General features: G+C 35.0%; 19 protein-coding genes. 2 read left to right on the forward strand and 17 right to left on the reverse strand.

Translation table 11 applies throughout. The features are described from left to right. Window positions 1–24 precede the first annotated feature (24 nt). The 10 genes from frr to rplM form a co-directional block, all read right to left on the reverse strand. The gene (frr, locus tag EHC72_RS03985; protein WP_131536344.1) at window positions 25–588 is read right to left on the reverse strand and encodes a ribosome recycling factor; all 564 of its coding nucleotides are present in this window, start codon (window positions 586–588) and stop codon (window positions 25–27) included. Window positions 589–695: 107 nt separating this feature from the next. Then, window positions 696–1,400, reverse strand: coding sequence for a UMP kinase (gene pyrH, locus EHC72_RS03990; RefSeq protein WP_131536346.1), 705 nt, complete (start codon window positions 1,398–1,400; stop codon window positions 696–698). Window positions 1,401–1,543: 143 nt separating this feature from the next. Further along, window positions 1,544–3,169 (reverse strand): hypothetical protein, encoded by a 1,626-nt coding sequence (locus tag EHC72_RS03995; RefSeq protein ID WP_211660274.1) that lies wholly within the window; start codon window positions 3,167–3,169, stop codon window positions 1,544–1,546. A gap of 161 nt (window positions 3,170–3,330) precedes the next feature. Beyond that, the gene (locus EHC72_RS04000; RefSeq protein ID WP_131536348.1) at window positions 3,331–6,603 is read right to left on the reverse strand and encodes a TonB-dependent receptor; all 3,273 of its coding nucleotides are present in this window, start codon (window positions 6,601–6,603) and stop codon (window positions 3,331–3,333) included. 55 nt (window positions 6,604–6,658) lie between these two features. Next, window positions 6,659–7,621: an MBL fold metallo-hydrolase gene (locus EHC72_RS04005; protein WP_131536350.1), complete on the reverse strand. Its 963-nt coding sequence runs from the start codon at window positions 7,619–7,621 to the stop codon at window positions 6,659–6,661. Between the two features lie 25 nt (window positions 7,622–7,646). Then, on the reverse strand, window positions 7,647–8,750 hold the full coding sequence (gene nagA, locus EHC72_RS04010; protein ID WP_131536351.1) for an N-acetylglucosamine-6-phosphate deacetylase: 1,104 nt from the start codon (window positions 8,748–8,750) through the stop codon (window positions 7,647–7,649). A gap of 95 nt (window positions 8,751–8,845) precedes the next feature. Further along, window positions 8,846–9,691, reverse strand: a complete 846-nt coding sequence (gene tsf / locus EHC72_RS04015) for a translation elongation factor Ts (protein ID WP_131536353.1) — start codon at window positions 9,689–9,691, stop codon at window positions 8,846–8,848. Between the two features lie 128 nt (window positions 9,692–9,819). After that, the gene (gene rpsB / locus EHC72_RS04020; protein WP_131536355.1) at window positions 9,820–10,653 is read right to left on the reverse strand and encodes a 30S ribosomal protein S2; all 834 of its coding nucleotides are present in this window, start codon (window positions 10,651–10,653) and stop codon (window positions 9,820–9,822) included. A gap of 18 nt (window positions 10,654–10,671) precedes the next feature. After that, window positions 10,672–11,058 (reverse strand): 30S ribosomal protein S9, encoded by a 387-nt coding sequence (rpsI, locus tag EHC72_RS04025; protein WP_131536357.1) that lies wholly within the window; start codon window positions 11,056–11,058, stop codon window positions 10,672–10,674. Between the two features lie 3 nt (window positions 11,059–11,061). Then, window positions 11,062–11,505 (reverse strand): 50S ribosomal protein L13, encoded by a 444-nt coding sequence (gene rplM, locus EHC72_RS04030; RefSeq protein ID WP_010602007.1) that lies wholly within the window; start codon window positions 11,503–11,505, stop codon window positions 11,062–11,064. Window positions 11,506–11,850: 345 nt separating this feature from the next. On the opposite strand from rplM, the gene EHC72_RS04035 reads away from it, so the two are divergent. Further along, window positions 11,851–12,276: a hypothetical protein gene (locus tag EHC72_RS04035; RefSeq protein WP_131536359.1), complete on the forward strand. Its 426-nt coding sequence runs from the start codon at window positions 11,851–11,853 to the stop codon at window positions 12,274–12,276. A 122-nt stretch (window positions 12,277–12,398) separates the two neighbouring features. Then, entirely contained in the window at window positions 12,399–13,487 is a 1,089-nt protein-coding gene (locus EHC72_RS04040) for a mechanosensitive ion channel family protein (protein WP_131536361.1), read from the forward strand. Window positions 13,488–13,503: 16 nt separating this feature from the next. Here EHC72_RS04040 and EHC72_RS04045 read toward each other — a convergent pair whose 3' ends face one another. From EHC72_RS04045 to EHC72_RS04075, 7 genes are all read right to left on the reverse strand, one after another. Beyond that, window positions 13,504–15,792 carry a Tex family protein gene (locus EHC72_RS04045; protein WP_131536363.1) on the reverse strand — a complete coding sequence of 763 codons (2,289 nt, stop codon included), beginning with the start codon at window positions 15,790–15,792 and terminating at the stop codon, window positions 13,504–13,506. A 131-nt stretch (window positions 15,793–15,923) separates the two neighbouring features. Beyond that, a complete protein-coding gene (locus EHC72_RS04050) occupies window positions 15,924–16,304 on the reverse strand; it encodes an iron chaperone (protein WP_131536365.1) in 381 nt (126 codons plus the stop codon). A gap of 326 nt (window positions 16,305–16,630) precedes the next feature. Further along, on the reverse strand, window positions 16,631–17,617 hold the full coding sequence (locus EHC72_RS04055; RefSeq protein ID WP_131536367.1) for a pyruvate dehydrogenase complex E1 component subunit beta: 987 nt from the start codon (window positions 17,615–17,617) through the stop codon (window positions 16,631–16,633). Window positions 17,618–17,814: 197 nt separating this feature from the next. Next, window positions 17,815–18,171, reverse strand: a complete 357-nt coding sequence (locus EHC72_RS04060; RefSeq protein ID WP_131536369.1) for a bleomycin resistance protein — start codon at window positions 18,169–18,171, stop codon at window positions 17,815–17,817. 22 nt (window positions 18,172–18,193) lie between these two features. Next, on the reverse strand, window positions 18,194–18,751 hold the full coding sequence (locus EHC72_RS04065) for a GNAT family N-acetyltransferase (protein WP_131536371.1): 558 nt from the start codon (window positions 18,749–18,751) through the stop codon (window positions 18,194–18,196). Window positions 18,752–18,811: 60 nt separating this feature from the next. Further along, window positions 18,812–21,667: a PD-(D/E)XK nuclease family protein gene (locus tag EHC72_RS04070; RefSeq protein ID WP_131536373.1), complete on the reverse strand. Its 2,856-nt coding sequence runs from the start codon at window positions 21,665–21,667 to the stop codon at window positions 18,812–18,814. 2 nt (window positions 21,668–21,669) lie between these two features. Then, window positions 21,670–22,764, reverse strand: coding sequence for a PDDEXK nuclease domain-containing protein (locus tag EHC72_RS04075; RefSeq protein ID WP_131536375.1), 1,095 nt, complete (start codon window positions 22,762–22,764; stop codon window positions 21,670–21,672).

Below are 22,764 nucleotides of genomic sequence, written 5' to 3' on the forward strand. Positions count from 1 at the left end.
CAAAATATTTAGTTTTCTGTTGATTTAAACAGTCATAACATCTTTTTCTTTCGCTTCTGCGTGCTTATCAACCTTAATAATGTAGGCATCAGTTAATTTTTGTACTTCAGCTTCTCCTGTCTTAATTTCATCATCAGAAACGCTTTCGCCTTTTAACTTTTTAATCTTTTCGTTGGCATCTTTACGGATATTACGAACAGTAATTCGGCCGCGTTCTGCTTCTTCCTTAACTTTTTTAACTAAATCTTTACGACGTTCTTCTGTTAAAGGAGGTACAACCAAACGGATTACAATACCATCATTTTGAGGATTGATTCCAATATTAGCCTCTTGTATTGCTCTTTCAATAGGCACTAAAAGAGATTTTTCCCAAGGTTGGATAATTAATGTTCTAGCATCAGGCGTGTTAATACTTGCCACTTGAGAAAGGGCAGTAGATGCACCGTAATAATCTACAAAAATGCCATCAAGCATTCCTGCAGAAGCTTTTCCAGCTCTAATTTTAGTTAATTCAGATTCACAATGATCAATAGCTTTATCCATTGAAGATTGAGCATCCAGTAATTGTAACTTTATGAGGTCATTCATAATTGCGTGTATTTCTACAAAAATATAAATATTATTTATCTATTTCGATAGGTGTATAGGCTTGTAAACAGGTTTATGATAAAATAGAAAAATGATCGTTTTTAAATTTATCTTACTAAAGTTCCGATAGGTTCTCCGTTGGCAATTTTCATGAAATTACCATGTTTATTCATGTCGAATACAATTATTGGAACCTGATTTTCTTCACAAAGAGTAAAAGCGGTCATATCCATTACATTTAAACCTTTAGCATAAACTTCTTTAAAAGAAATTTGCTCGTATTTAGTTGCATTTGGGTCTTTTTCAGGGTCAGCAGTATAAATACCATCAACACGTGTGCCTTTTAAAACTGCATCAGCTTTAATTTCAATTGCACGTAATGCTGCGGCAGAATCTGTTGTAAAATATGGATTACCAGTACCTGCACCAAAAATAACAATACGACCTTTTTCTAAGTGACGAACAGCTCTTCTACGTATAAATGGCTCACAAATTTGCTCCATTTTAATAGCAGTTAGTAATCTTGTTTTTAAACCTACTTTCTCCAAAGCATCTTGTAAAGCCATTGAATTGATTACGGTAGCAAGCATTCCCATGTAATCTGCCTGTGCTCTGTCCATTCCACTTTTTTCAGCACTTAAACCTCTGAAAATATTTCCACCGCCAATTACGATTGCGATTTCAAGGCCTTTGTCGTGTACGGCTTTTATGTCTTCAGCATATTGCTTAACACGCTCATTATCAATCCCATATTGTTTCTCGCCCATTAGCGACTCGCCGCTAAGTTTTAGTAGAATGCGTTTGTACTTCATGACCTCAAAAATATTAACAATTTTTTACTTACAGGCTATGGTTTTTAACAATTGATGTAAATATTTAATTAGGTTAATTTTGAACAATAAAAAGGGGTTTAGCATAAACAATTTTATTTATGCTAAACCCCACATTAAATTGTTTATTGAGCTTTAGCAAGCCATAATGATGCATTTAAATGCAAGGCTGGATGAGAAGTATACCCGGATGGGACATCGCCAGACCAGCCATTAAATAAATTATCATTGGTATCCCCAGTTCCATCATCGGATGCCGAACTATCTCCAACAAATGCTACTCTACCACTACCATAAGTCGAAATTAATGCCATAACACCATTATTGCCACCTAATGTGCTACTCATTTTCCAAAATAATCCTTGAACAGCAGCATTTTGCAGTGGAAATAAGGTTGCGGTTGTGCCATTATAGAAGGCTAACTTTGAAGCATTTCCAGCAGCTCCATTTAAAACTATATTGGCACTAGTATTTGTTCCAGTATAAACGTTGGTACTTGGCTTTTCGCTGATGTCAACATAATCCACATTAAAACCGAAAGGTTTATTATTGTTAATGCCGTTATTGCTCATTAAATCATTCCAAACTCTTGGGGAATCGTAACCATCTCCATCTCTATCTGAAGGATTATATCCATTGGCATCTGCTCCAGCAGTACTTGCAGCAGTATGATCGGCTACCATCATTAAGCCACCACCATTAGCCACAAAATTCATAATAGCAGCTTTTTCTGAGGTAGTGAATAGTTTATTTGGTTCGATAACAACATAAACGTCGTAATTTTTTAAATCCTGTGGATTAGATGTATCGCCATAAGTGATGGCGGTACCAACAGGTAATGTTTCTACTAATTCGCCGCGTTTTACCAGTTCTACTGCCCAGGCAGACATGGCGCCTTTCCAATATGTTTCTGGAGTTGATGCAGTTATGCCTGTGTATGATGGAGTTGGAAATCTTTGTGCCGCAAGTTCAGAAGTTGTTCCACCGGTGTAGCTTGGTACCTTTTCTGTTCCATCCGCGTCTATTTGCCAATCTGCGCTACCTGCATTTTCCAGTTTTGAAGCATCAAATAGAAACTTTTTTCCAGTAATTACAGGATTTGTTCCGGGATTAGTGCCACCATCACTATTTCCAATGGTAATATCATCAAAGTTAATCCTGTTTGAGGCACCAGAAAGTTTTCTAATTTCTAAACGAACATTTCCGGTAAGGTTTAAAGTGAATAATTGAGTTTGCATGGTTGATGTACTGGTTATATTAACGCCAGATTGTGTCCAGCTACTTCCGCTGTTGGTTGAGTACCATAAACCCCATTGGCTATCAGTATTGTTGCCATAAGTAGCGTGTTGGATACTTACTGTATTAATGCCTGTTGTGATGTCAAATTGCATGGTAATTTTTCCAGAGTTGCGAACACGGGCAGACCATGAGCCATTTTTTTTATCTGCATCAAGATTTCCAATTAACGCATCGAATAAATTCCATGATTTGCCGTTAAGTGTAACGTCATCTCCACCTGCCGAGCCTGCCGGAGAAACATCATAAGCAGTTTTTGGGCTGATTGCGCCAACTTCAAAATTTTCTACAGTTTGTACCGTTAGTGCTACATTGGTAGATGTAAGTCCTAGTGATTTTGCCTTTAGGGAAGCGCTTTGAGTAGTTTCAACTTCTTGTTTTTTACAGCTATTAAAACTTAGTAATGTTACAAATACAGTTACCGCTGTGACCGTAAATTTTAATTGGTTTTTCATAATAATTGGTAGGTTTAAAATGTTTTTCTTAAACCTACCTTAACTATGTTAAACAATTGTTGCCCTCTCATTACTTTTTAGATTAAGCTTTTTAATAAAAAAATAGCTAGGTTAATTGTGTTAACCTAGCTATTTCTAATTGCTTATTTTGTTTTAAAAGATTATTGATTAAATCTATATTTTAATCCTAATTGAATTCTCCAGCGAGCAGTTTCATCAATGCTACTTGAAAATGTATTCACTAAAGGCACATTGTTTTCTGCATTTAAATAAGGGAAAGAAAATGTAGGTTTACCTGATGCGGCATCCACTCCCTTAAAATTAAGAAGCCCATTGCTTCTGTTGCTAATTTTCGGAACTCCCCATGTTTTATTAATCATGTTTCCGAAGTTGAAAATATCAAAAGTAAATTGAAGAGAGTGTTTTTTGTTTTTTACATTAGCGAACAAATCCTGTGCAAGGCGAATATCGAGTGTGCCAATTACATTTCCAACAAGGCCATTTCTTTCTGCATATTTACCCCTTCTTTTATTCAAATAGCTATCTTGAGAAATATAGCTATTTAACTGCGCCCAAAGCTGATCAGGTGTGCGGGTATCGCCTGTATTTTCTGGAACTAAGATAATATCAGATTTGTTTTCTGGAACAAAAATTAAGTCGTTACCACTTAAACCATCATTATTTAAATCGCTTCCATAGGTATAAGAATATCTAAGCCCATCTTGTAATTGGTAGAACATAGAGAATGTTGTGCCTAGGTGGTTGATGTATTCTTTTCTATAAACAACGGATGCAATAAAACGATTTTTAACCATGTAACTCGAATATGAAAGTGCATCTGTGTTTGGACTACCTGAAACCTGACGATCTCTCCACATAGATTGAGCAATAGAGCCACCATCATTAACCGATCTAGAATCTGTATAAGTGTAGCCCATGGTTGCAAAAAGACCACCAGCAAATTCTTTTGATAATGTTCCAGTGATGGATAAGCTATGCCCTTTATTGGTATTGGTCATTACAATTGCGTCAGAAATATTTGGATTTGCTGGGGTAGGTGTTGCAGATCCATAAATTTTCGTGCTGGTGTATCTCGGGCGATTATCTGCGCCTTTTAACAGCGTATATGACGAAGTATTTAAGTTCGCATTGCGGAAATAGACAGAATTAATATCTTTTGAATATAGTGCTTCGATGGTTCCAGTAACACCGCCAGGTAATTTCTGATCGATAGCTAAATTAGAGCGCCAAACTTGCATAAATTTAAAATCCTGTTGAGTTACAGCAAGATTGTACGCTGTGTTATTTGCTGCAGTTGCTTTGTTTACGTTTCTATAAGCATCAACATTAGGATTAAATGGTCTGTTTGTTGGGCTGTTTATAGATTCTGCACCAAACTGAACTCCATTATTACTAGCTTGGTTTGATATCCACACCAAAGGAGGTCTGCCGGTAAATAATCCTGTACCACCGCGTACCTGTGTTTTTCCAGCATTATTTACATCCCAGTTAAAGCCTAAGCGTGGCGACCATAAAATAGAACTTTTAGGAAATCTGCCAACGTCGATTTTTTCTCCATTTTCGAAAGTCAAATTTGCCACATTTGGATTGCTTAATAATGCTGGCGAAGAAACATTAGTTAAATCGGCACGTAAACCAGCTGTTATTTTTAACTGATCGCTAACGGTAAAAGCGTCCTGTACATACAAACCATACATATTCGATTGAATTTCTGCATATGGGAATGATCCATCAGGCATAACCGAGTATTGAATCTGATATTTTGTTGCATTGGATACACCGTTTTGCGCACTATTATAAAAATCGGCAAGATTGTTAAAGGTATAGGCACCATAATAGTTAGGCGCAAAACCATTAAGCGTTCTGTAGCCTTCATAATTGGCTCCCAATGTTATTTCATGGCGACCTGCATAAATATTAAAGTTGTCTGTAATCTGATAAACTTTTGTTTTTAAGGTGTTAAAAGCGGTAAAAGGCTCATAACCAAAAGCGGTGTAAGAACTTCCATCAGGATTCATAATATCAACAAGGGGAAATGGTTTATTTCCTTTAGATTCCCTGAAATCGTTCATATTATTATAACCAACGGTTAATTGATTAGAGAATTTATTGTTAAAACGCGTTCTGAATTCCAGGTTAACATTGTCCATGTTGTTATTAATACCGTATCCAGCTGATTGAAACGGAAGTCCAAGTTGCGAAGGCTGACGGTTGGCTTTTGGTGCACCGCTATTACTTGGTAAAATATCTTTATAGGATCTGAAATAGAAATATTTTAAACTTAATGTGTTTTTATCATCAATGTTATAATCTAATTTGGCTGATAATTTATCACTTCTCGTTTTTAAAGCGTAGTTTTCATAAGCACCTGGCTCATAACCAATGGTTTGTAAGAAAGAACTTAATTTGTCTAAGTCTTCTCCTTTTGCCTGAGAAATATTTGGACCCGTGCTTCCACCTCTTGAGGCTGAAAAACCTGTACCAGGATCTGATCTTCTTTCCAATTCTCCACTAACAAAAAAGAATAATTTATTTTTAATAATTGGACCACCCAATGTAAAGCCATATCCCTTAAGGCTAAAATTATTTACAGGTACTTTTAACCCTGCATAATTGTAGTCACTTACCAAATCTTGATCTCTATAGTAAGTATTTAATGAACCTTGAAATTCATTTGTGCCACTTCTGGTTACTGCATTTATTGCTGCGCCTGTAAAACCACTTTGACGAATATCATATGGAGCAATATTTACAGTAATTTCTTCAAAAGCATCCATGTTAATTGGTTGAGAATTTGTTTGACTACCAATTGTGCCTTGTAAACCAAAAGCATTGTTAAATAAGGCTCCATCTACAGTAAAATTGTTCGCCAAATTACTTCTACCAGCAAAACTCGGACTTCCAAATTGTAAAGAGAATTGGGGAGTAAGTTTAACAAAATCAGTAAAACTCCTATTTAAAGTTGGTAAATTTTGAATTGCTGTTCTGGAAATATTTTGAGAAGCCCCTGTTCTACCAGAGTTAAAAACTTTGCTCTGCTTTCCTGATACGGTAACCTCTGATAAATTATTGGCATCTTCATTAAGCATTACATTTAAAGTGGAGTTTTGGCCAAGGGCTAATTTTTCAATACGCTGTGTTTGATTTTTAAATCCAATAAATGATACAGTAATTGAATATGGTCCACCGATGCGCATAGCTGGTAAATTGTAACGACCATCCAATCGGGTAGAGGTGGCATATCTTGATCCTGATGGTTCATGTATGGCAATAACAGTAGCACCGCTAATTGATCCTTTTGAATCAGTAACCATTCCATTTATAGAAGCTGTTGTTTCGTTTTGTGCTACGGCATCTATCTTTAAGAGAATTAAAAATAGAAAGAGTATAAGCAGATGTAAGTTTTTTTTCATAAGTAGTTTTTTAGTAAAAGTACTCTGCCTTACAGTAGAAAATGTTCTGCTTATATTAATTTATTGTTAACTGTTTCCCCTGAACAGGGAATACCAAATTTAAATTTAATGTATTTTCCGAAACCAGTTGTTGTTTTATTTTCTCAGCATTCTGCTGCGGAGGTTTAATGTGGGTTATGATAAAAGAAACTTTTTTAAAGGCTTTTGCATTTGTTAAATCCTTAAGCTTGCTAAGCTCATTGAAAAAAAGTTTTGGAGTAAGATGACCGAATAATTGATTTTCAGGTTGCTCATTTGGAAAAGATACTTCAAGGAATATTGCTTTCAGCTGGCCTGCATTGATAAGTGGAGCCACCGTTTGCCACAATTTTATCAGTTTATCAGATTTCTCAATTTCGTCTGCACCTGTATCTCCAAGGTACAAAATATAACTATTGCCTGCTTGAACTAAAAAGGCTGTGCTTTTATAAGGCTTACTATGGCTAAGCTCGTAAGCTTGCACTTTCATTTCTGTTTCTGCTAGCGGATAAACAATTCCTTCTTCAAGCGAAGTATAAGTGTATTTTTTTAATTGTGGTTTTTCGCCTTCGTTTCCAAAGTTTGCCCATGCATCCCAAGTAAAATATTTATCTCTAAGAATATTTAATACTGATGACATGCCGTAGATGTTTTTAGCAGTATCTGCCGGGGAATTGATAATTAATCCTGCAACGTGATCTAGGTGTGCGTGTGATATTAAATAACCTTTTATTTGCTTACGTTGAATTTCTTCGCTAATGCCTTTAAATGTTTTTTGTTCAATCGCTTTCTGGATCCCTGCATTTATAGTGCCTGCATCTAAACAAATATAGTTTTCGCTACCTTTTGGAGCAATCATATAGGCTGATAAATTACTTTCATCATCTCCGCCTTTAACTCCAAGTGGGATTATTTTAAATGCAGTACTGCTTTGTTGCGACCAGCCTTGGGTGATACAAATAAATATTAGAAGAATAATTGAACTAATCTTTTTTAACATGATCAATTTGGTTTGAGTATTACTTTTAAATTATTTTACCCTTAAAAATTACCTTTTTTAAATTCAATTGCTCATCCAAAATAACAAGATTAGCCTGATGCCCTGTTTCAATGATTCCTGTTAAATTTTCTATTCCAATTAGTTTTGCCGGGTAAAGAGTCCCCATCTTTAATGCTGTAGGTAATGCGATATCGCATTTGGTAACACAGTTTTTAATAGCTTGTGGCATCGTTAAAGACGATCCTGAGAGTGTTCCGTCTGGCATTACATATTTGTCGCCTTTGCGAATATGTTGATATGGGCCAGAAAAACATTCGGTAACAGCATCAGTAACTATGAATAGTCGTTCCTTTAAAAGCTTTTGGGCAAACTTAACAACTTCGAAATCCACATGTTGTCCATCAGGGATAATACTAGCCATTGCTTTATCGTGATTAAAAACTGCAGTAGGGATACCGGGTTCGCGATGATGAATAGGACTCATTGCATTAAATAAATGAGTGGTGGTTTGAACGCCTTTATTATAGGCTGTGGTAGCTTCATTAAAATTAGCATTGCTATGGCCTAAAGAAACTACTACGCCATTATCAAGTAAATATTGAATTACGTTATCATCGTTTACCTCAGGTGCAATTGTCATCATTTTAATTACGCCATCGCCAAAGTCTATTAATTCTTTAATTTCATCCAATGTTGCTTTGCGAACAAACTCAGGAATGTGTGCACCCAAACGTTTTGGATTTAAAAAAGGACCTTCAAGGTGTAAACCTAAGCAGTTTTTTGCATTTGAACGATGTTCCTTTGCCGCTTTTATGCAAGCATTAAAAACTTGGGGAGTATTTGTTGCTATGCATGCAAGGAAACCAGTTGTTCCTTTTTTAAGCAAATCATCTTCAATTAATGTTAATGATTCTATAGTAGGCTCAGCAGAAAATAACCGATCACCAGCGCCATAAATTTGAAGGTCTATAAAGCCTGGGACTAAAAAACCATTGTCAGCACTGATAACATCGAAATTATCATTTGGGTTATCTGTAATGGAAGATATCTTATCCTGATCGATTAGAATTGTTTTTCCTTCGATAAGTGTTTCGTCCTGATAAAATCTAGAGTTAATAATTGCTAACATATGCGTTTAAATTAAAAATATACTTAACGAGGGCAAATATAAGGCAAAAAAAAAGGTCCCTTTTGCAAGGAACCTTTTTTAATATTTAATAATGCTTATGCACCTAATTGTACACGTTTGAAAGCAGATACTGTTAAGCCTTTAGAAGTGTTATCTAAAAATTTACGAACATCTACTGAACTATCTTTAACAAACTCTTGGTTTAATAAAGTACTGTCTTTGTAGAATTTATTCAATTTACCAGCAGCAATTTTTTCAACCATTTCTTCTGGTTTGCCTTCTTGACGGATTACATCTTTAGCAATTTCGATTTCACGTTCAATAGTAGCAGGATCAACACCATCTTTATCAACAGCAACAGGATTCATTGCTGCAATTTGCATTGCAACATCTTTACCAGCTTCAGTAATATCAGCGCCATTAGCACCTTCAAATACCACTAAAACGCCCATTTTACCATTTGAGTGGATGTAAGAAACGATTTTTTCGCCAGATACATTTGCGTACTCTTGAATAACTATTTTCTCACCGATTTTACCAGTTAGTTCAGTTATGGTTTCTGCAACAGTGCGTCCGTCTTCCAAAACAATTGCAGATAATTCTTCGATAGAAGCTGGATTGTTTGCAACCGCAGCTGCTAAAACAGCTTGTGCTAGATTACGGAAATCTTCAACTTTAGAAACTGGCTCAGTTTCACAAGCTAAAGCAACTAATTTACCGTTTGTACCATCAGCTGATACATTGATTGATACAAGACCTTCAGAAGTAGCATTTCCAGAACGGGCAGCAGATACTTTTTGACCTTTTTTGCGCAATAAATCAACCGCAGCTTCGAAATCGCCGTTAGCTTCTACTAAAGCTTTTTTGCAATCCATCATACCAGCACCAGTTTGTTGGCGTAGTTTATTTACATCTGCGGCAGTAATTTGTACTGTAGACATTTTATTTCCTTTTTAAATTTTATAATCTTGTTTATAACAATTACAGGTTACAAGTTACAAGCCGAAAGTTAAACTCATGTTAAGCCAACTTAAAACCTGAAACCAGTAACCTGCAATAAAAAATATTACTATTCTTCTGTTTTAGTTTCTTCTGATGAAGATGCTTCAACTTCAGCTTCAGCAGTTTTTTTACGTCTTGGTTCTTTAACCTCTGGCGCATCAGCTGCAGCTTTAACAGCTACTGCTTCTTTTTCTGCTTCATCATCTTTTTCGCGTTTGCGCTCATCTAAACCTTCTTCAATAGCTTTGATAATTACATCAGTAATTAAAGAGATTGATTTTGTAGCATCATCATTCGCTGGGATAGGGAAATCGATGTTAGAAGGATCAGAGTTTGTATCAACCATCGCAAAAGTTGGGATGTTTAATTTTAATGCTTCAGTTACAGCTATGTGTTCTTTCTTAACATCAATTAAGAATAAAGCTGCTGGTAAACGGTTTAAATCAGCGATACCACCTAAAAGTGATTCTAATTTAATACGCTCACGTTGAATCATTAAACGCTCTTTTTTAGATAAAATCGCATAAGTACCGTCTTTAGTCATTTTATCGATGTTAGACATCTTTTTGATTGACTTACGAACAGTAGCAAAGTTAGTTAACATACCACCTAACCAACGCTCGGTTACGAAAGGCATATTTACTTTTTTAGCTTGTTCAGCTACGATTCCTTTAGCTTGTTTCTTTGTAGAAACGAATAAAACTTTACGTCCTGATTTCACGATTTGTTTAATCGCAGCCGCAGCTTCTTCAGTTTTAGTTAAAGTTTTATTTAAATCTATAATGTGAATTCCATTACGCTCCATGAAAATGTAAGGAGCCATTTTTGGATTCCATTTACGGGTAAGGTGACCAAAGTGTACACCTGCATCCAATAAGTCTTGATAAGTTGTTCTTGCCATTGTCTTTGCCTCCTGTGATTAACGTTTACTGAATTGGAATTTCTTACGAGCTTTAGCACGTCCTGGTTTCTTACGCTCAACCATACGCATATCACGCGTCATTAGGCCTTTAGCACGTAATGCAGGTTTTTTCTCCGCATCTAGTTCAACAATCGCTTTAGCAATAGCTAAACGAACAGCTTCTGCTTGTCCTTTGATACCACCACCTTGTACATTTACATTGATATCATAACGACCAACAAGCTCAGAAACTTCTAAACTTTGGTTTACGATATATTGTAGAGGTAAAGTAGGGAAATATACTTTGTGATCTTTTCCGTTAACGGTAATTGCGCCAGCACCATCTTTTAAGTAGATACGTGCAACAGCTGTTTTTCTTCTTCCTGAAGTGTTAGTAACTGACATTTCTTAAAGTTTAATGGTTTTTGGAGATTGAGCTGCATGCGGATGAGTTTCACCAGCATAAACAAAAAGATTGGTGTACAATTTTTTGCCCAATTTAGTTTTAGGTAACATACCTCTTACTGCTTTTTCAATTACACGTTGAGGGTGTTTCGCCATTAACTCCTTAGGAGAAATAAAACGTTGACCACCTGGATAACCAGTATAAGAAACATATTGCTTTTCGCTGAATTTGTTTCCTGTCAATTTAACCTTGTCTGCATTAATAACGATAACGTTATCTCCGCAATCTACGTGTGGGGTGTACTCAGGCTTGTTTTTACCACGGATGATCATAGCGATCTTCGATGACAAGCGCCCCAAAATCTCGCCTTGCGCATCAACAACAATCCACTGTTTGTTTACAGTTTTAGCATTGGCCGAGACAGTTTTGTAACTTAACGTATTCACTTGCTTGTATTTAATTTATTAAACAATTATTTATTACCCCGCAAAATTCGGGACTGCAAAGATAGATAGAATACTTTTATTATCAAATAGTTGATTGAAAAAAGTTTACAGTTTAAGATTACCAGTCATGTAGTTTTAAAAATAACCTTAATTACTAGTGGATAGTACAAGCGAAGTTAAGTGTGCATCTGTATAATGTTGACTAAAAAAATGCGATCAATAAATAAATATAATTCGTCAACTTGGGTTGTTTTTAGTGTTTATTTAGTTGTAATTCATGCGGTTATATGAAAATTAATTCCTTTTTATGCTAGGTTTATCCAATTAGATTTATTAAATTTAATTATGAAGAAATTAGTTATATTTCTTGGTTTTCTATTTATAACTATTTATTCTGTACAGGCGCAAACTTATACGGGTTGTGTACTTGTAAATAATGGAGGTTTGGAACTTCCACTAATTACGCCAGTATATAGCACACCTACTGGTGCAACTGTTCCTAATACAACATTATACTGTAATCCTAATAATACTGTAGGCACAACAATACCTGTATATGGTTCGCCAATTGCCGGCTCTATTCCTGGCTTAAGGTGTTTCAGTACATCAATAAACCCACCATATACCTATAGAAATTGTTATGTTAGTGGTTCTTGTGGTATTATTATGTCGGTAACAATTATAAGTTGCCCAATTGATAGTTATGTATGGCTGATCTGTTTTATTATAGGAATAATTGGTTTCATATCTATTAAAAAGGAAATAACCTAAATTATCGGCCTTATTTAAGGGGCTTAACAAAACCCTTCAGCTTCTAGTATCAAACAATCCTAATGAGCATTTGTTAATAAAAGGTCTATAGTCATTTCTATTTTTTACCAACCCTTTTATTGATGCAGTATTTAGATCAAGCTTTTGGTTACACAATTCCTTTGTTTTTAAAGAATTTTCTTATAGCAGGTATTGCCGTTTTTGCTGGGATTTTGATAACCTATATTATTCATAAAATCTTTCTTGTTCTTTCTAAATGGTGGGATTTCATTCTTATTAAATCTACTATTAAACATTTGAGAGGGCCATTTAGCATTTTTATTCCACTGTTATTACTCAACTTTTCTCTATCATTTATGGATCTGCAAACTATTTTTAGAAATCCGCTTTCGAAAATAGTTGAGGTGGCGCTTACCATTACGTTTGCTTATATTTTGATTCGCATTATTAATGTTTTTGAGGATTATTTTTATCTCAAATATGATTTGAATAAGGAGAATAATTTGAAGGAACGTAAAATAAGGACGCAAATGCAGTTTATCCGCAGAATTATTGTTTCGTTAATTATTCTGGTTACCATTTCTATTATTTTATTAAGCTTTGAAAGTATGCGTAAAATAGGCGCAGGCTTGCTAACTGGAGTGGGTATAGGTGGAATTATTATCGGTTTCGCTGCCCAAAAATCATTGGGTAATTTGCTAGCTGGCTTTCAGATCGCTTTTACACAACCAATACGAATTGACGATGTTTTAATCGTTGAAGGAGAATGGGGGAGGGTGGAAGAAATTACATTAACATACGTTGTTGTAAGTATTTGGGACCAAAGAAGGTTAATTTTGCCTATAACTTATTTTATAGAAAAACCTTTTCAAAATTGGACGCGTGTATCTGCGGATTTGTTGGGTACTGTATTTCTATATCTGGATTATACCATTCCGATAGAGCCTTTAAGGCAAGAGTTAACCCGATTGCTTACTACAAATTCACTTTGGGATAAAAGAGTAAATGTAGTTCAGGTTACGGATAGCAATAAAGATGGATCAATTGAAGTGCGTTTTTTGATGAGTGCGGCAAACTCATCAAGGGCTTTTGATTTACGCTGTTATGTTAGAGAGCAGATGATTGCTTTTATTCAAACCAATTATCCTCAGGGTTTACCAAAGAAAAGATTGGAGTTTAAAGAAAATATCCAGTCACCAAATATGTTTTAGTGACTGGATATTTATTTTATTTAAACATTCCTTTAAGCTTAGCTAGTTTTTCTTGCAAATCGCCATCTGCATCTTTAGTTTCGTGTTTAGGCTTAAAGTTTGATTTATTGTTGTTTTTAAAATCTTGTTTAGGTCTATTATCTCTTTGTTTTTCTCTTTCAGCCTTTGGTTTAGGAGTTTCTTCAGTTTTCATTGATAAAGAAATTCGCTTACGAGCCTCGTCAACTTCCATAACGGTTACCTCTACTTTTTGGTGCACCTTAACCACATCATTTGGGTTTGCAATAAAGCGATTGGCTAGCTGGCTTGTGTGTACAAGGCCATCCTGATGAACGCCTATATCAACAAAGGCACCAAAATTGGTGATATTGGTTACAATACCAGGTAATTTCATTCCTATTCTTAAATCCGAAATCGCATTTACACCATCAGTAAAGCTGAAAGCTTCAAACTGCTCACGGGGATCTCGACCTGGTTTTGCAAGTTCTTTTAAAATATCTGTTAAGGTTGGCAAACCAATCTCGCTCGTTACATACTGCTGAGGCTTAATTTGTTTTTGCAGTTGTGTATCTTTCATTAAAGCAGAAACAGTTGTGCCTAAATCTTTCGCCATTTTATCTACTACAGCATAGCGCTCTGGGTGAACTCCACTAGTATCTAAAACATTTTCTGCATTGCGAATACGTAAGAAGCCTGCCGCTTGTTCATATGCTTTATCCCCTAGACGAGGAACTTTTTTCAAGCTTTCACGGTTTTTAAATGCTCCGTTTGTGTTTCTGTAATCCACAATATTTTGCGCCAATGTTGGTCCTAAGCCAGAAACGTAAGCTAAAATTTGCTTCGATGCTGTGTTTAATTCCACACCAACTGCATTTACAGCACTAATAACTGTATCATCCAAACTCTGTTGTAATTTATTTTGATCCACATCATGCTGATATTGACCTACACCAATAGATTTCGGATCAATTTTTACCAATTCGGCTAATGGATCCATTAAACGGCGACCAATAGAAACCGCACCACGAACGGTAATATCTTGAGTTGGGAATTCTTCGCGGGCAACTTCCGAAGCTGAATAAATTGATGCACCACTTTCATTTACCATTACGATGGTAACATTAGGCAAATTTAAACTGCGTACAAAAGATTCTGTTTCTCTACCTGCAGTTCCATTTCCGATGGCAATGGCTTCCACATCATATTTTTTGCAAAGTTCCTCTATCGTAAATTCAGCATTTTTAACGTTGCCTTGTCCGGTATGCGGATAAATGGCAGTGTTTTCTAAAAGCTGACCTTGTTTATCCAAACAAACTACTTTGCAGCCTGTACGGAAACCTGGATCTATTGCCAACACATTTTTTTGTCCCATGGGAGCTGCTAACAATAGCTGGCGGGCATTTTCAGCGAAGACACGAATAGCTTCTTCATCTGCCTTTTGTTTAGTTAAAACACGAAGCTCTGTTTCCATTGCAGGTTCTAGCAAACGTTTATAACCATCTTCTAAAGCCTGCTGAACTTGTTTTGATGCAGCATTGTTAGCTGTAATGAATTGGTTTTCTAAAATAGCAATTGCATCTTCTTGCGGAGGTAAGGCATCAAGACGTAAAATTAATTCCTTTTCGCCGCGGCGCATGGCCAAAACACGGTGTGAAGCAGCCGTTTTTACAGGCTCATTCCATTCAAAGTAATCCTTGTATTTTATGCCCTCTTCTTCTTTGCCTTTAATTACTTCGGCCTTAAACTCTGCCTTTTCCTGAAAATAATGGCGCATTTTGGTACGAGCTTCAGCATTTTCTGAAATCATTTCGGCAATAATATCTCTGGCACCGGCCAATGCTTCATCAAAAGAATTTACACCTTTTTCAGTATCAATAAATTTATCAGCTGCAGCTTCCAGATCGAAACCATTTTGCTCAAAAATTTGTAAAGCCAAAGGTTCCAGTCCTTTTTCTTTCGCCATACTTGCTCTTGTTTTGCGCTTTGGCTTGTATGGTAAATAAATATCTTCAAGCAGCGAAATAGTTTCTGCTTCGTTTATTTGTTTTTCTAATTCTGGGGTTAATTTACCCAAATCGGTCATAGATTTTAAAATCGCTTCGCGGCGTTTATCTAAGTCCCGTAGTTGCTGCATTCTATCACGGATTGCGGCAACTTGTACTTCATCCAAACTTCCTGTTAACTCTTTACGGTAGCGGGAAATGAAAGGCACAGTTGCACCTTCATCTAATAAATCGATGGTTGCGGTTACTTGTTTTTCCGCAACTTTTAATTCAGATGCGATGGTTTTATGGTGAGCTTGCATTTTTCTTTTCTAAAATTAAGGGAGGCAAATCTAATCAGGATTTATGATAATTAGGGATTTTTAAAATGAAGTTTTCCACCGATTTTTGTGAGTAAATTGTTAAACTAAATAAAGTTGATAACAAGGTTTTGCTATAGGTTATTGACTCTTTTAGCTTCTTTAGTTAGGTCTTCTTTCATTCTGAACTTAACAATTTTAGCAATTAAGGCTAATGGCATTGGTTTATCTATTGGGAATTGTACTGCTCCTTTTGATGATTTATAATTAGAAAGATCTTCTTTAAAAGCAATTAATGAAGCGGGCATCGGATAGAAACCTATGTGTTTTTTATAAGCTGCGAAATAGACTAAAATTCCATTTTGTTTAAAAGCTGGCATGCCATAACTGATTACTTCTTCGGCATTTGGAGCAGCTTTTTTAATCGCTGTACGCACTTGATCCAATATAACCTGAGTTTCTATTGGAAACTGGAAAACGTATTCTTCAAAATTTTTAGGCTTTGCAGCAAGCATTTTGTTCTGTTTTTTATCTAATATAAAATATTTGCCTGAGATCTGGGTTATGGGAAGAAGCCGAATTAACTAAACCCGACAGAAATGGAAATCCTTTTTGGTAATTTTTCAGAAATAAATTAGAGGTGATTACCAAAAAGATTGCAGTGTACGGCGGGACTAACCGACGCTAAAAATCACTGAAAGTGCTTTACTGATTAATAATAGAAAGATTGCCAACAGCTAACTTACCTGTGTTAACGAAAAAATCCTCTAAGATTTAACTTAGAGGATTTTTAATATTTAAGTCTTAGACAAGCTTAGACTGACAGTCGAATTAATGACAATTATTTTTTAACGTACATAGATTCTTTTACAGCTTTAACTACACGCTCTGCATTTGGTAAACTTGCTGCAATTAAAGTTGGAGAATATGGAAGTGGTACATCTGCACAAGTGATACGCAATACCGGTGCATCTAAATAATCGAATGCATTTTTTTGTACGTTGAAAGCGATTTCACCAGAAAGTGAAGCCAATGGCCATGCTTCTTCAACAACAACTAAACGGTTGGTTTTCTTAACAGATTCGATAATTGTTGCATAATCAATAGGACGTACGGTACGTAAATCGATTACTTCAACGTTGATTCCTTCTTTAGCTAATTCTTCAACCGCTGGATTTACAACACGGGTTAACATTTTACCGAAAGTTACAATTGTAACGTCAGTTCCTTGTTTTACAACGTTTGCTTTACCTAACTCGATGTAGTATTCGCCTTCAGGTACATCACCTTTATCGCCATACATTACCTCAGATTCCATGAAAATAACTGGATCTGGATCAATGATAGATTGTTTTAATAAACCTTTTGCATCGTAAGGAGTAGCTGGAACAACAACTTTTAATCCTGGAGTATTTGCATACCAGTTTTCGAAGTTTTGTGAGTGTTGCGCACCTAACTGGCCTGCGTTACCTGTTGGGCCACGAAATACCATAGGGCAAGAAAACTGACCGCCACTCATTGATAAAATTTTAGCTGCACCATTGATAATCTGATCGATAGCTACCAATGAGAAGTTAAATGTCATAAACTCTACAATTGGAATAAGGCCAGCTGTTGCGGCACCAGTTGCTATACCTGCAAAACCTAATTCGGCAATTGGGGTATCAATAATTCGTTTAGCACCAAATTCATCAAGCATGCCTTGACTTACTTTGTATGCTCCGTTATATTCTGCTACTTCTTCACCTAATAAAAAAACGCGGTCATCTTTGCGCATTTCTTCACTCATGGCTTCGCGTAGTGCTTCTCTAAATTGGATTTCTCTCATTGTAAATTTTAATAACAGCGGCAAATATAATTATTAATCGCTTTGAAACCAAAGGCAATAATGCGTGTGTTTTGTAATAATTATGCTTAGTTAAAAAGATTTTTGGTTGGTTTTAAGAGTGATAATTGTTGAATATTTAGTGAACTGTAAAATTAAATTGGGAAATTATATTTTTGAAGTAGCGTTTGTATTAAAGCTTAAGCTTTTTGCGAAATATCTTCTCCAAAATGGATAATATTACCATTGTTATCTAAAATAGAAAACTGACGCATTCCCCAAGGCATATCTTTTAATTTTCCGTTGGGATGTACCACCTCTTGTTTTTGATATTCAACATAAAGTTTATTCACTTCGGTTACATAAATGTAGCACCCAGTATTTTTAGGTACAGTTTCATCATCGGTTGGCCAAAGGTGAATGCCAATTTCATCTTTACTAAAAATTAAATAACCATCCCAATTATTGTGAAAAGTGAAACCTAGTTTCTCGGTATAAAATTTAATAGTTTCTTCGGCATTTAGCGAGGCGAGAATTGGTGTTGCAGTTTTAAGCATAGTTTTAAATCTTATTCTAAATTTAGTGATTTGGATTTAACAAGCCATAAATTTCACTATCTAAAAATTGTCCTCTAAAATAAAAATCCTCTTTAAAATAAGCTTCCTTAACAAAGCCGTGTTTCTTTAAAATTTGTCTGGATGCATCATTTTCAGGGTTAATATTCGCTTTTATAGAATGGAGATTAATATTTTCAAAGCCAAAGGCGATTGTTTTAATAAGTGCTTCTGATATGATTCCTTTTCTCCAATAATCAGGTTGTAACATATAACCAATTTCTGCCCTGTGGTTGGCGTAATCTGTTCTCCAATAGCCTATAGAGCCAATCATTTGCTCGGGGTTTTCTTTTAAAGCAATTACCCAAGCCAAATTTTCTCCCTTTTCAAAACCTTCATTAAATGAGGTAATAAAAGTTTTTATTTCAAAGAGATCTTTTGGTCTTTCTCTATCAATATACTGCATTATGGTTTCGTTTGTTCGCATTGCAAATAGCATATCGGCATCTGTTAGTGCATGCTCACGAAGTATTAATCTGTCGGTTTCTAAGTGTGGAAACTTGGTGAAATTAAGGTTTAGCATAATGAATCTTTTATAAGCACAAATTTATATTTATCTACTTCGATTTTGATATTGTAAAGCTTACTTTCCAAACAAGGTTTTATAGATAGAATATTTATAATTATCAGGCACCTCGCTAGCTTTGAAATATGGCGAGCCAAAAAGTTCGGCTAGTTTTTCTCTTAGTCGAGTTAAAAATTGAGGTTTAATTTCTTCAAGGAAATCTCCCGATAAATTCTGTCTACCAGTTTTAAACCAAATACCATCTTTATTCATTGTTTTCACAATATATAAGTTTGGTTCTACACAGGTTTTGCCCGAAAATTGTTCGTAAGCATAGGTATATAGAAGCGTTTGAATTAATGCCTTATTAATATGTTTTCCGTCCGAATTAAATAGCTCATCTATGTCTTTAAAAGCCAATTTATCGCTTCCGGTTTTATAATCAATAATTTTTGTAATGCCATCTTTAACATCTACTCTATCAATATAGCCGAATATTTTTACACTTTCTTCCTTACCATTTAATGGAAAACTGATTTCTGCTTCCACTTTTTGTTCCAAACTAATAATATTAAATGGCGTTTGTGAAATATCCTGATTCAGAATAATATTTACATAGGCATCCACAATTGATAGAATAACCTTTTGCATGCCTTTATACTCAATAACTTTGTTTGGATTATTAAACATAACCGAGTTAAAAGCTTTCTGAATTAATTCAGGTACTTTTTTCTTGTGCTCTTTTATTTTTTCTGCAGTAATTTCAGCAGCTCTTAAATCCTGATAGAAATATTCCATCACTTTGTGTAAAATAGAGCCAATTTCATTTGCTTCTACAACGGCGCTAATTTCTTTGGGTTCCTTAATTCCGGCGATATAATTGAAGAAAAAATCAATGGGATTTGAAATGTATTGTGTTAAAGCCGATGGTGAAAGTATTTTTTTCTTATCAAGGTATTTTTGTAAAGTTTCCTGAATAAAAGCATTTCCAGTTTTCTCAATTTGAACATCTCTGAATTGTTCCGTTTTAATATCAAGGCTCAACTCATTATACGTAAAATCAAAGCCACTTTCATATTCCAATTGCTTTAAAATTCTACTGGCCTCGCCAGATGTTGATTCGTCGGTTAAACTATTGTAAACGAAGTTGATATTTTTTGCCCGTTGCATTAAGCGGTAAACCATGTAGGCCGAAATGGCATCGAGATTTTCTAAAACAGGTAAGCCATAAACACGGCGAATGGAATCGGGAATAAAGCTATTGCCAATAGATGATTTTGGAATAATCCCTTCATTAAAGCCTAAAATAACAACCTTATTGAAGTTTAAATTTCTGGTTTCAAGCAAACCCATTACTTGAATGCCATTAAGTGGATCGCCAGAAAGTGGGACTGCAATAGCTTGCAACGATTTTTGAACAAGATAAATTACAAATGGAATTTCTTCTTTACCAATGTGTTTACCAAAAGTATCGTGCAATCGGTTTAATTCCTGGATGGTTTTTACAAACAATTCAGCATCGATTTTTTTAAGTGTTTTCGCATTCGATAATCTTGTTAAAACGAAATCGAGAATATCTGATAAGTAGGTAACAACATTTTCTGGTTGATCTATTTTTTTATAGAAAACCTCAAATAATCCGCTTTGTCTTAGTAACCTTTGATGATCAATTTCTACTTCATTTTCATTTAGCAGGGCGGTTTGAATTTTATCCCGCATCTTTTGGCTTAACCCAGCTAATGGATGCGTTAAAAAAGCTTCCACATTTTTATATGAAACCTTATCGTGGTGTAGAATTTCGAGCTGGCTACTTAACCATAAATCTGCGAGGCCGAAAATACTCGATGTTCCTAATGCAAAACCCATGGTTACATTTAAATCAATCTCTTTGCCTTTGTACGAAGTTGGAATGGTTTGCAAAGTTGGGATTAGCAAACTTTCATCTGCTAGCACAACCACCGTTTTTCCAATAGTTTCGGCATCAGTATAATCTTCTTCTAAAATATTGTTGAGGATTTTTGCTTGTGCAGATTGTCCTTGTACCTTAAAAACATTTACATGGTGTGGAGCAGATTTAATTAAGCTTTCATGCCCTTCAAACACGTTTTTTAAGCCAAGCTGATTAATGTTTTTTCTTAAGAATAAACCAGCTTCCTGCGCCAAATCATCTAGGTAATAACTGTCGGTATCAAAATAGAAAATTGCTTTACCGGCTTCCTGTAATTGAGTAAATATTTTTGCTTCGGCACTACTCAAAGCATTAAAACCAACGAAAATTATTTTGCCTTTATCAAAATTTGAAAGAAACTCCTGGTGATTGTTAATATCATCAGCCAAATGGCGATAAACAGAACCGTTAGTTAAATACCCTTGCTCTTTTAATGCTGAGTGAAATTTATGGTAAAGTTTGGGCATCCGGCGCCACATTTTTATAAATAATTCTTGCTGTTTTTTGTGCTTCCCTTCAGAATAGGAGGTCCAAAATTGAGAAAGAAATTCATACTGTTCGGGGCTTAGGTAGTCAAATTCGTTATTGATAACAGAAATATCTTCTAAATCGCGATACAGTTTTCCCGCATCAACCAAATCGCTATCAATTTGATTAAAATCGCTTAGAATAATTTTAGCAAGTGGAAAAAATTTATGACTTGAAATGGTTTCTAATTTCTCTTCTGTTAAAAGCTGATTATAAATTTTGTGCAGCGTGAAAAACTGAAGATAGAAATCAGCAATTTTAAAATGTGTTGAATTGGCAAAAAACTCTTGTATGGTATAAATAGATGGACTGAAAAAGGGTTTCTGTATAATATCAGCCAAGTGCTTTTGTAAATATGCAGAAGGGCGTTTATTATTAAAAACAATGGCACAGTTTTGTAATTGACCACTAAATTTGGCTATTAAATCTTCAGCAACTTCTTGTAAAAATGGTTTCATGTTTAGATTAAGGAATTTGAGTCGTTATCTTTTCGTTGCAATTCAATAATTGCTTTATCGTGTTCAATCCAATCTGCCAATTGTTTTTCTGTAGGTAAATACATTTGATATTTAGATGCGAATAATTGTTTACTATCTTTCAACATCGAATATTTAACAACCGTTTCTTCTTTATCGGTACAAAGTATAATGCCAATTGTTGGATTGTCGCTTTCTTGTTTTTTTAAATCATCAAACATTTTAATATACATATCCATTTGACCAATATCTTGGTGAGATAGTTTAGTGGTTTTTAAATCAAATAGAACAAAACATTTTAGGATATAATTATAAAAAACCAAATCAATATAAAAGTGACTCGTTTCTGTACTTATTCTAAACTGTCTTCCAACAAATGAAAACCCTTTTCCCAGTTCTAGTAAAAATTGTTGTAAATGATCAATTATTCTAGCTTCTATTTCTTTCTCATTTAATGTGAATGGTTGTTCAACATTGAGGAATTCTAAAACATAAGGGTCTTTAATGAAATTATGTGAATGTTGATCGACACTATCTAATTCTTTCAATTCTTTTTGATTAGACAAGACTCTTTGAAAATATGATGAATTAATATTTCTTTCTAGTTCTCTTGAACTCCATTGCTGGTTTTCTGCTTCACTCAAATAATATGCCCTCGCCTGTATATCATCAACCCTCATAATCAAGCGGTGATGTGTCCAGCTCAAATTGCTACGCAGTGCATACGATATTTCATTTGATTGATTATCAGTTGTTTCCAATTTCCTACGCAGTGCGTAGGAAATTGGATTATTGATGTTTTCAATATCTGAATAGATAATATAAAATTTCCTAAAACTTTCTAGAGTTGCCACAGAGAAGCCTTTGCCAAATTCTGAAGATAATTTTTTTGACAATGTTTTAATAACTTCTTTTCCATAAGTCGCTTTTACATTTCCTCCCTGCTCGTTTTCAACTATTTCTTTGCCGATTTGCCAATAAGAAATTACCATAGCTGTGTTAACTGCTTTGTAAGCATCGGCTCTATATCTTTTCAGTATATTTAATACGTTGCCGTATAAATCGTTTGCTTTTTCCAT

The organism is Pedobacter nototheniae, from assembly GCF_004335085.1.
GTDB lineage: Bacteria > Bacteroidota > Bacteroidia > Sphingobacteriales > Sphingobacteriaceae > Pedobacter > Pedobacter nototheniae.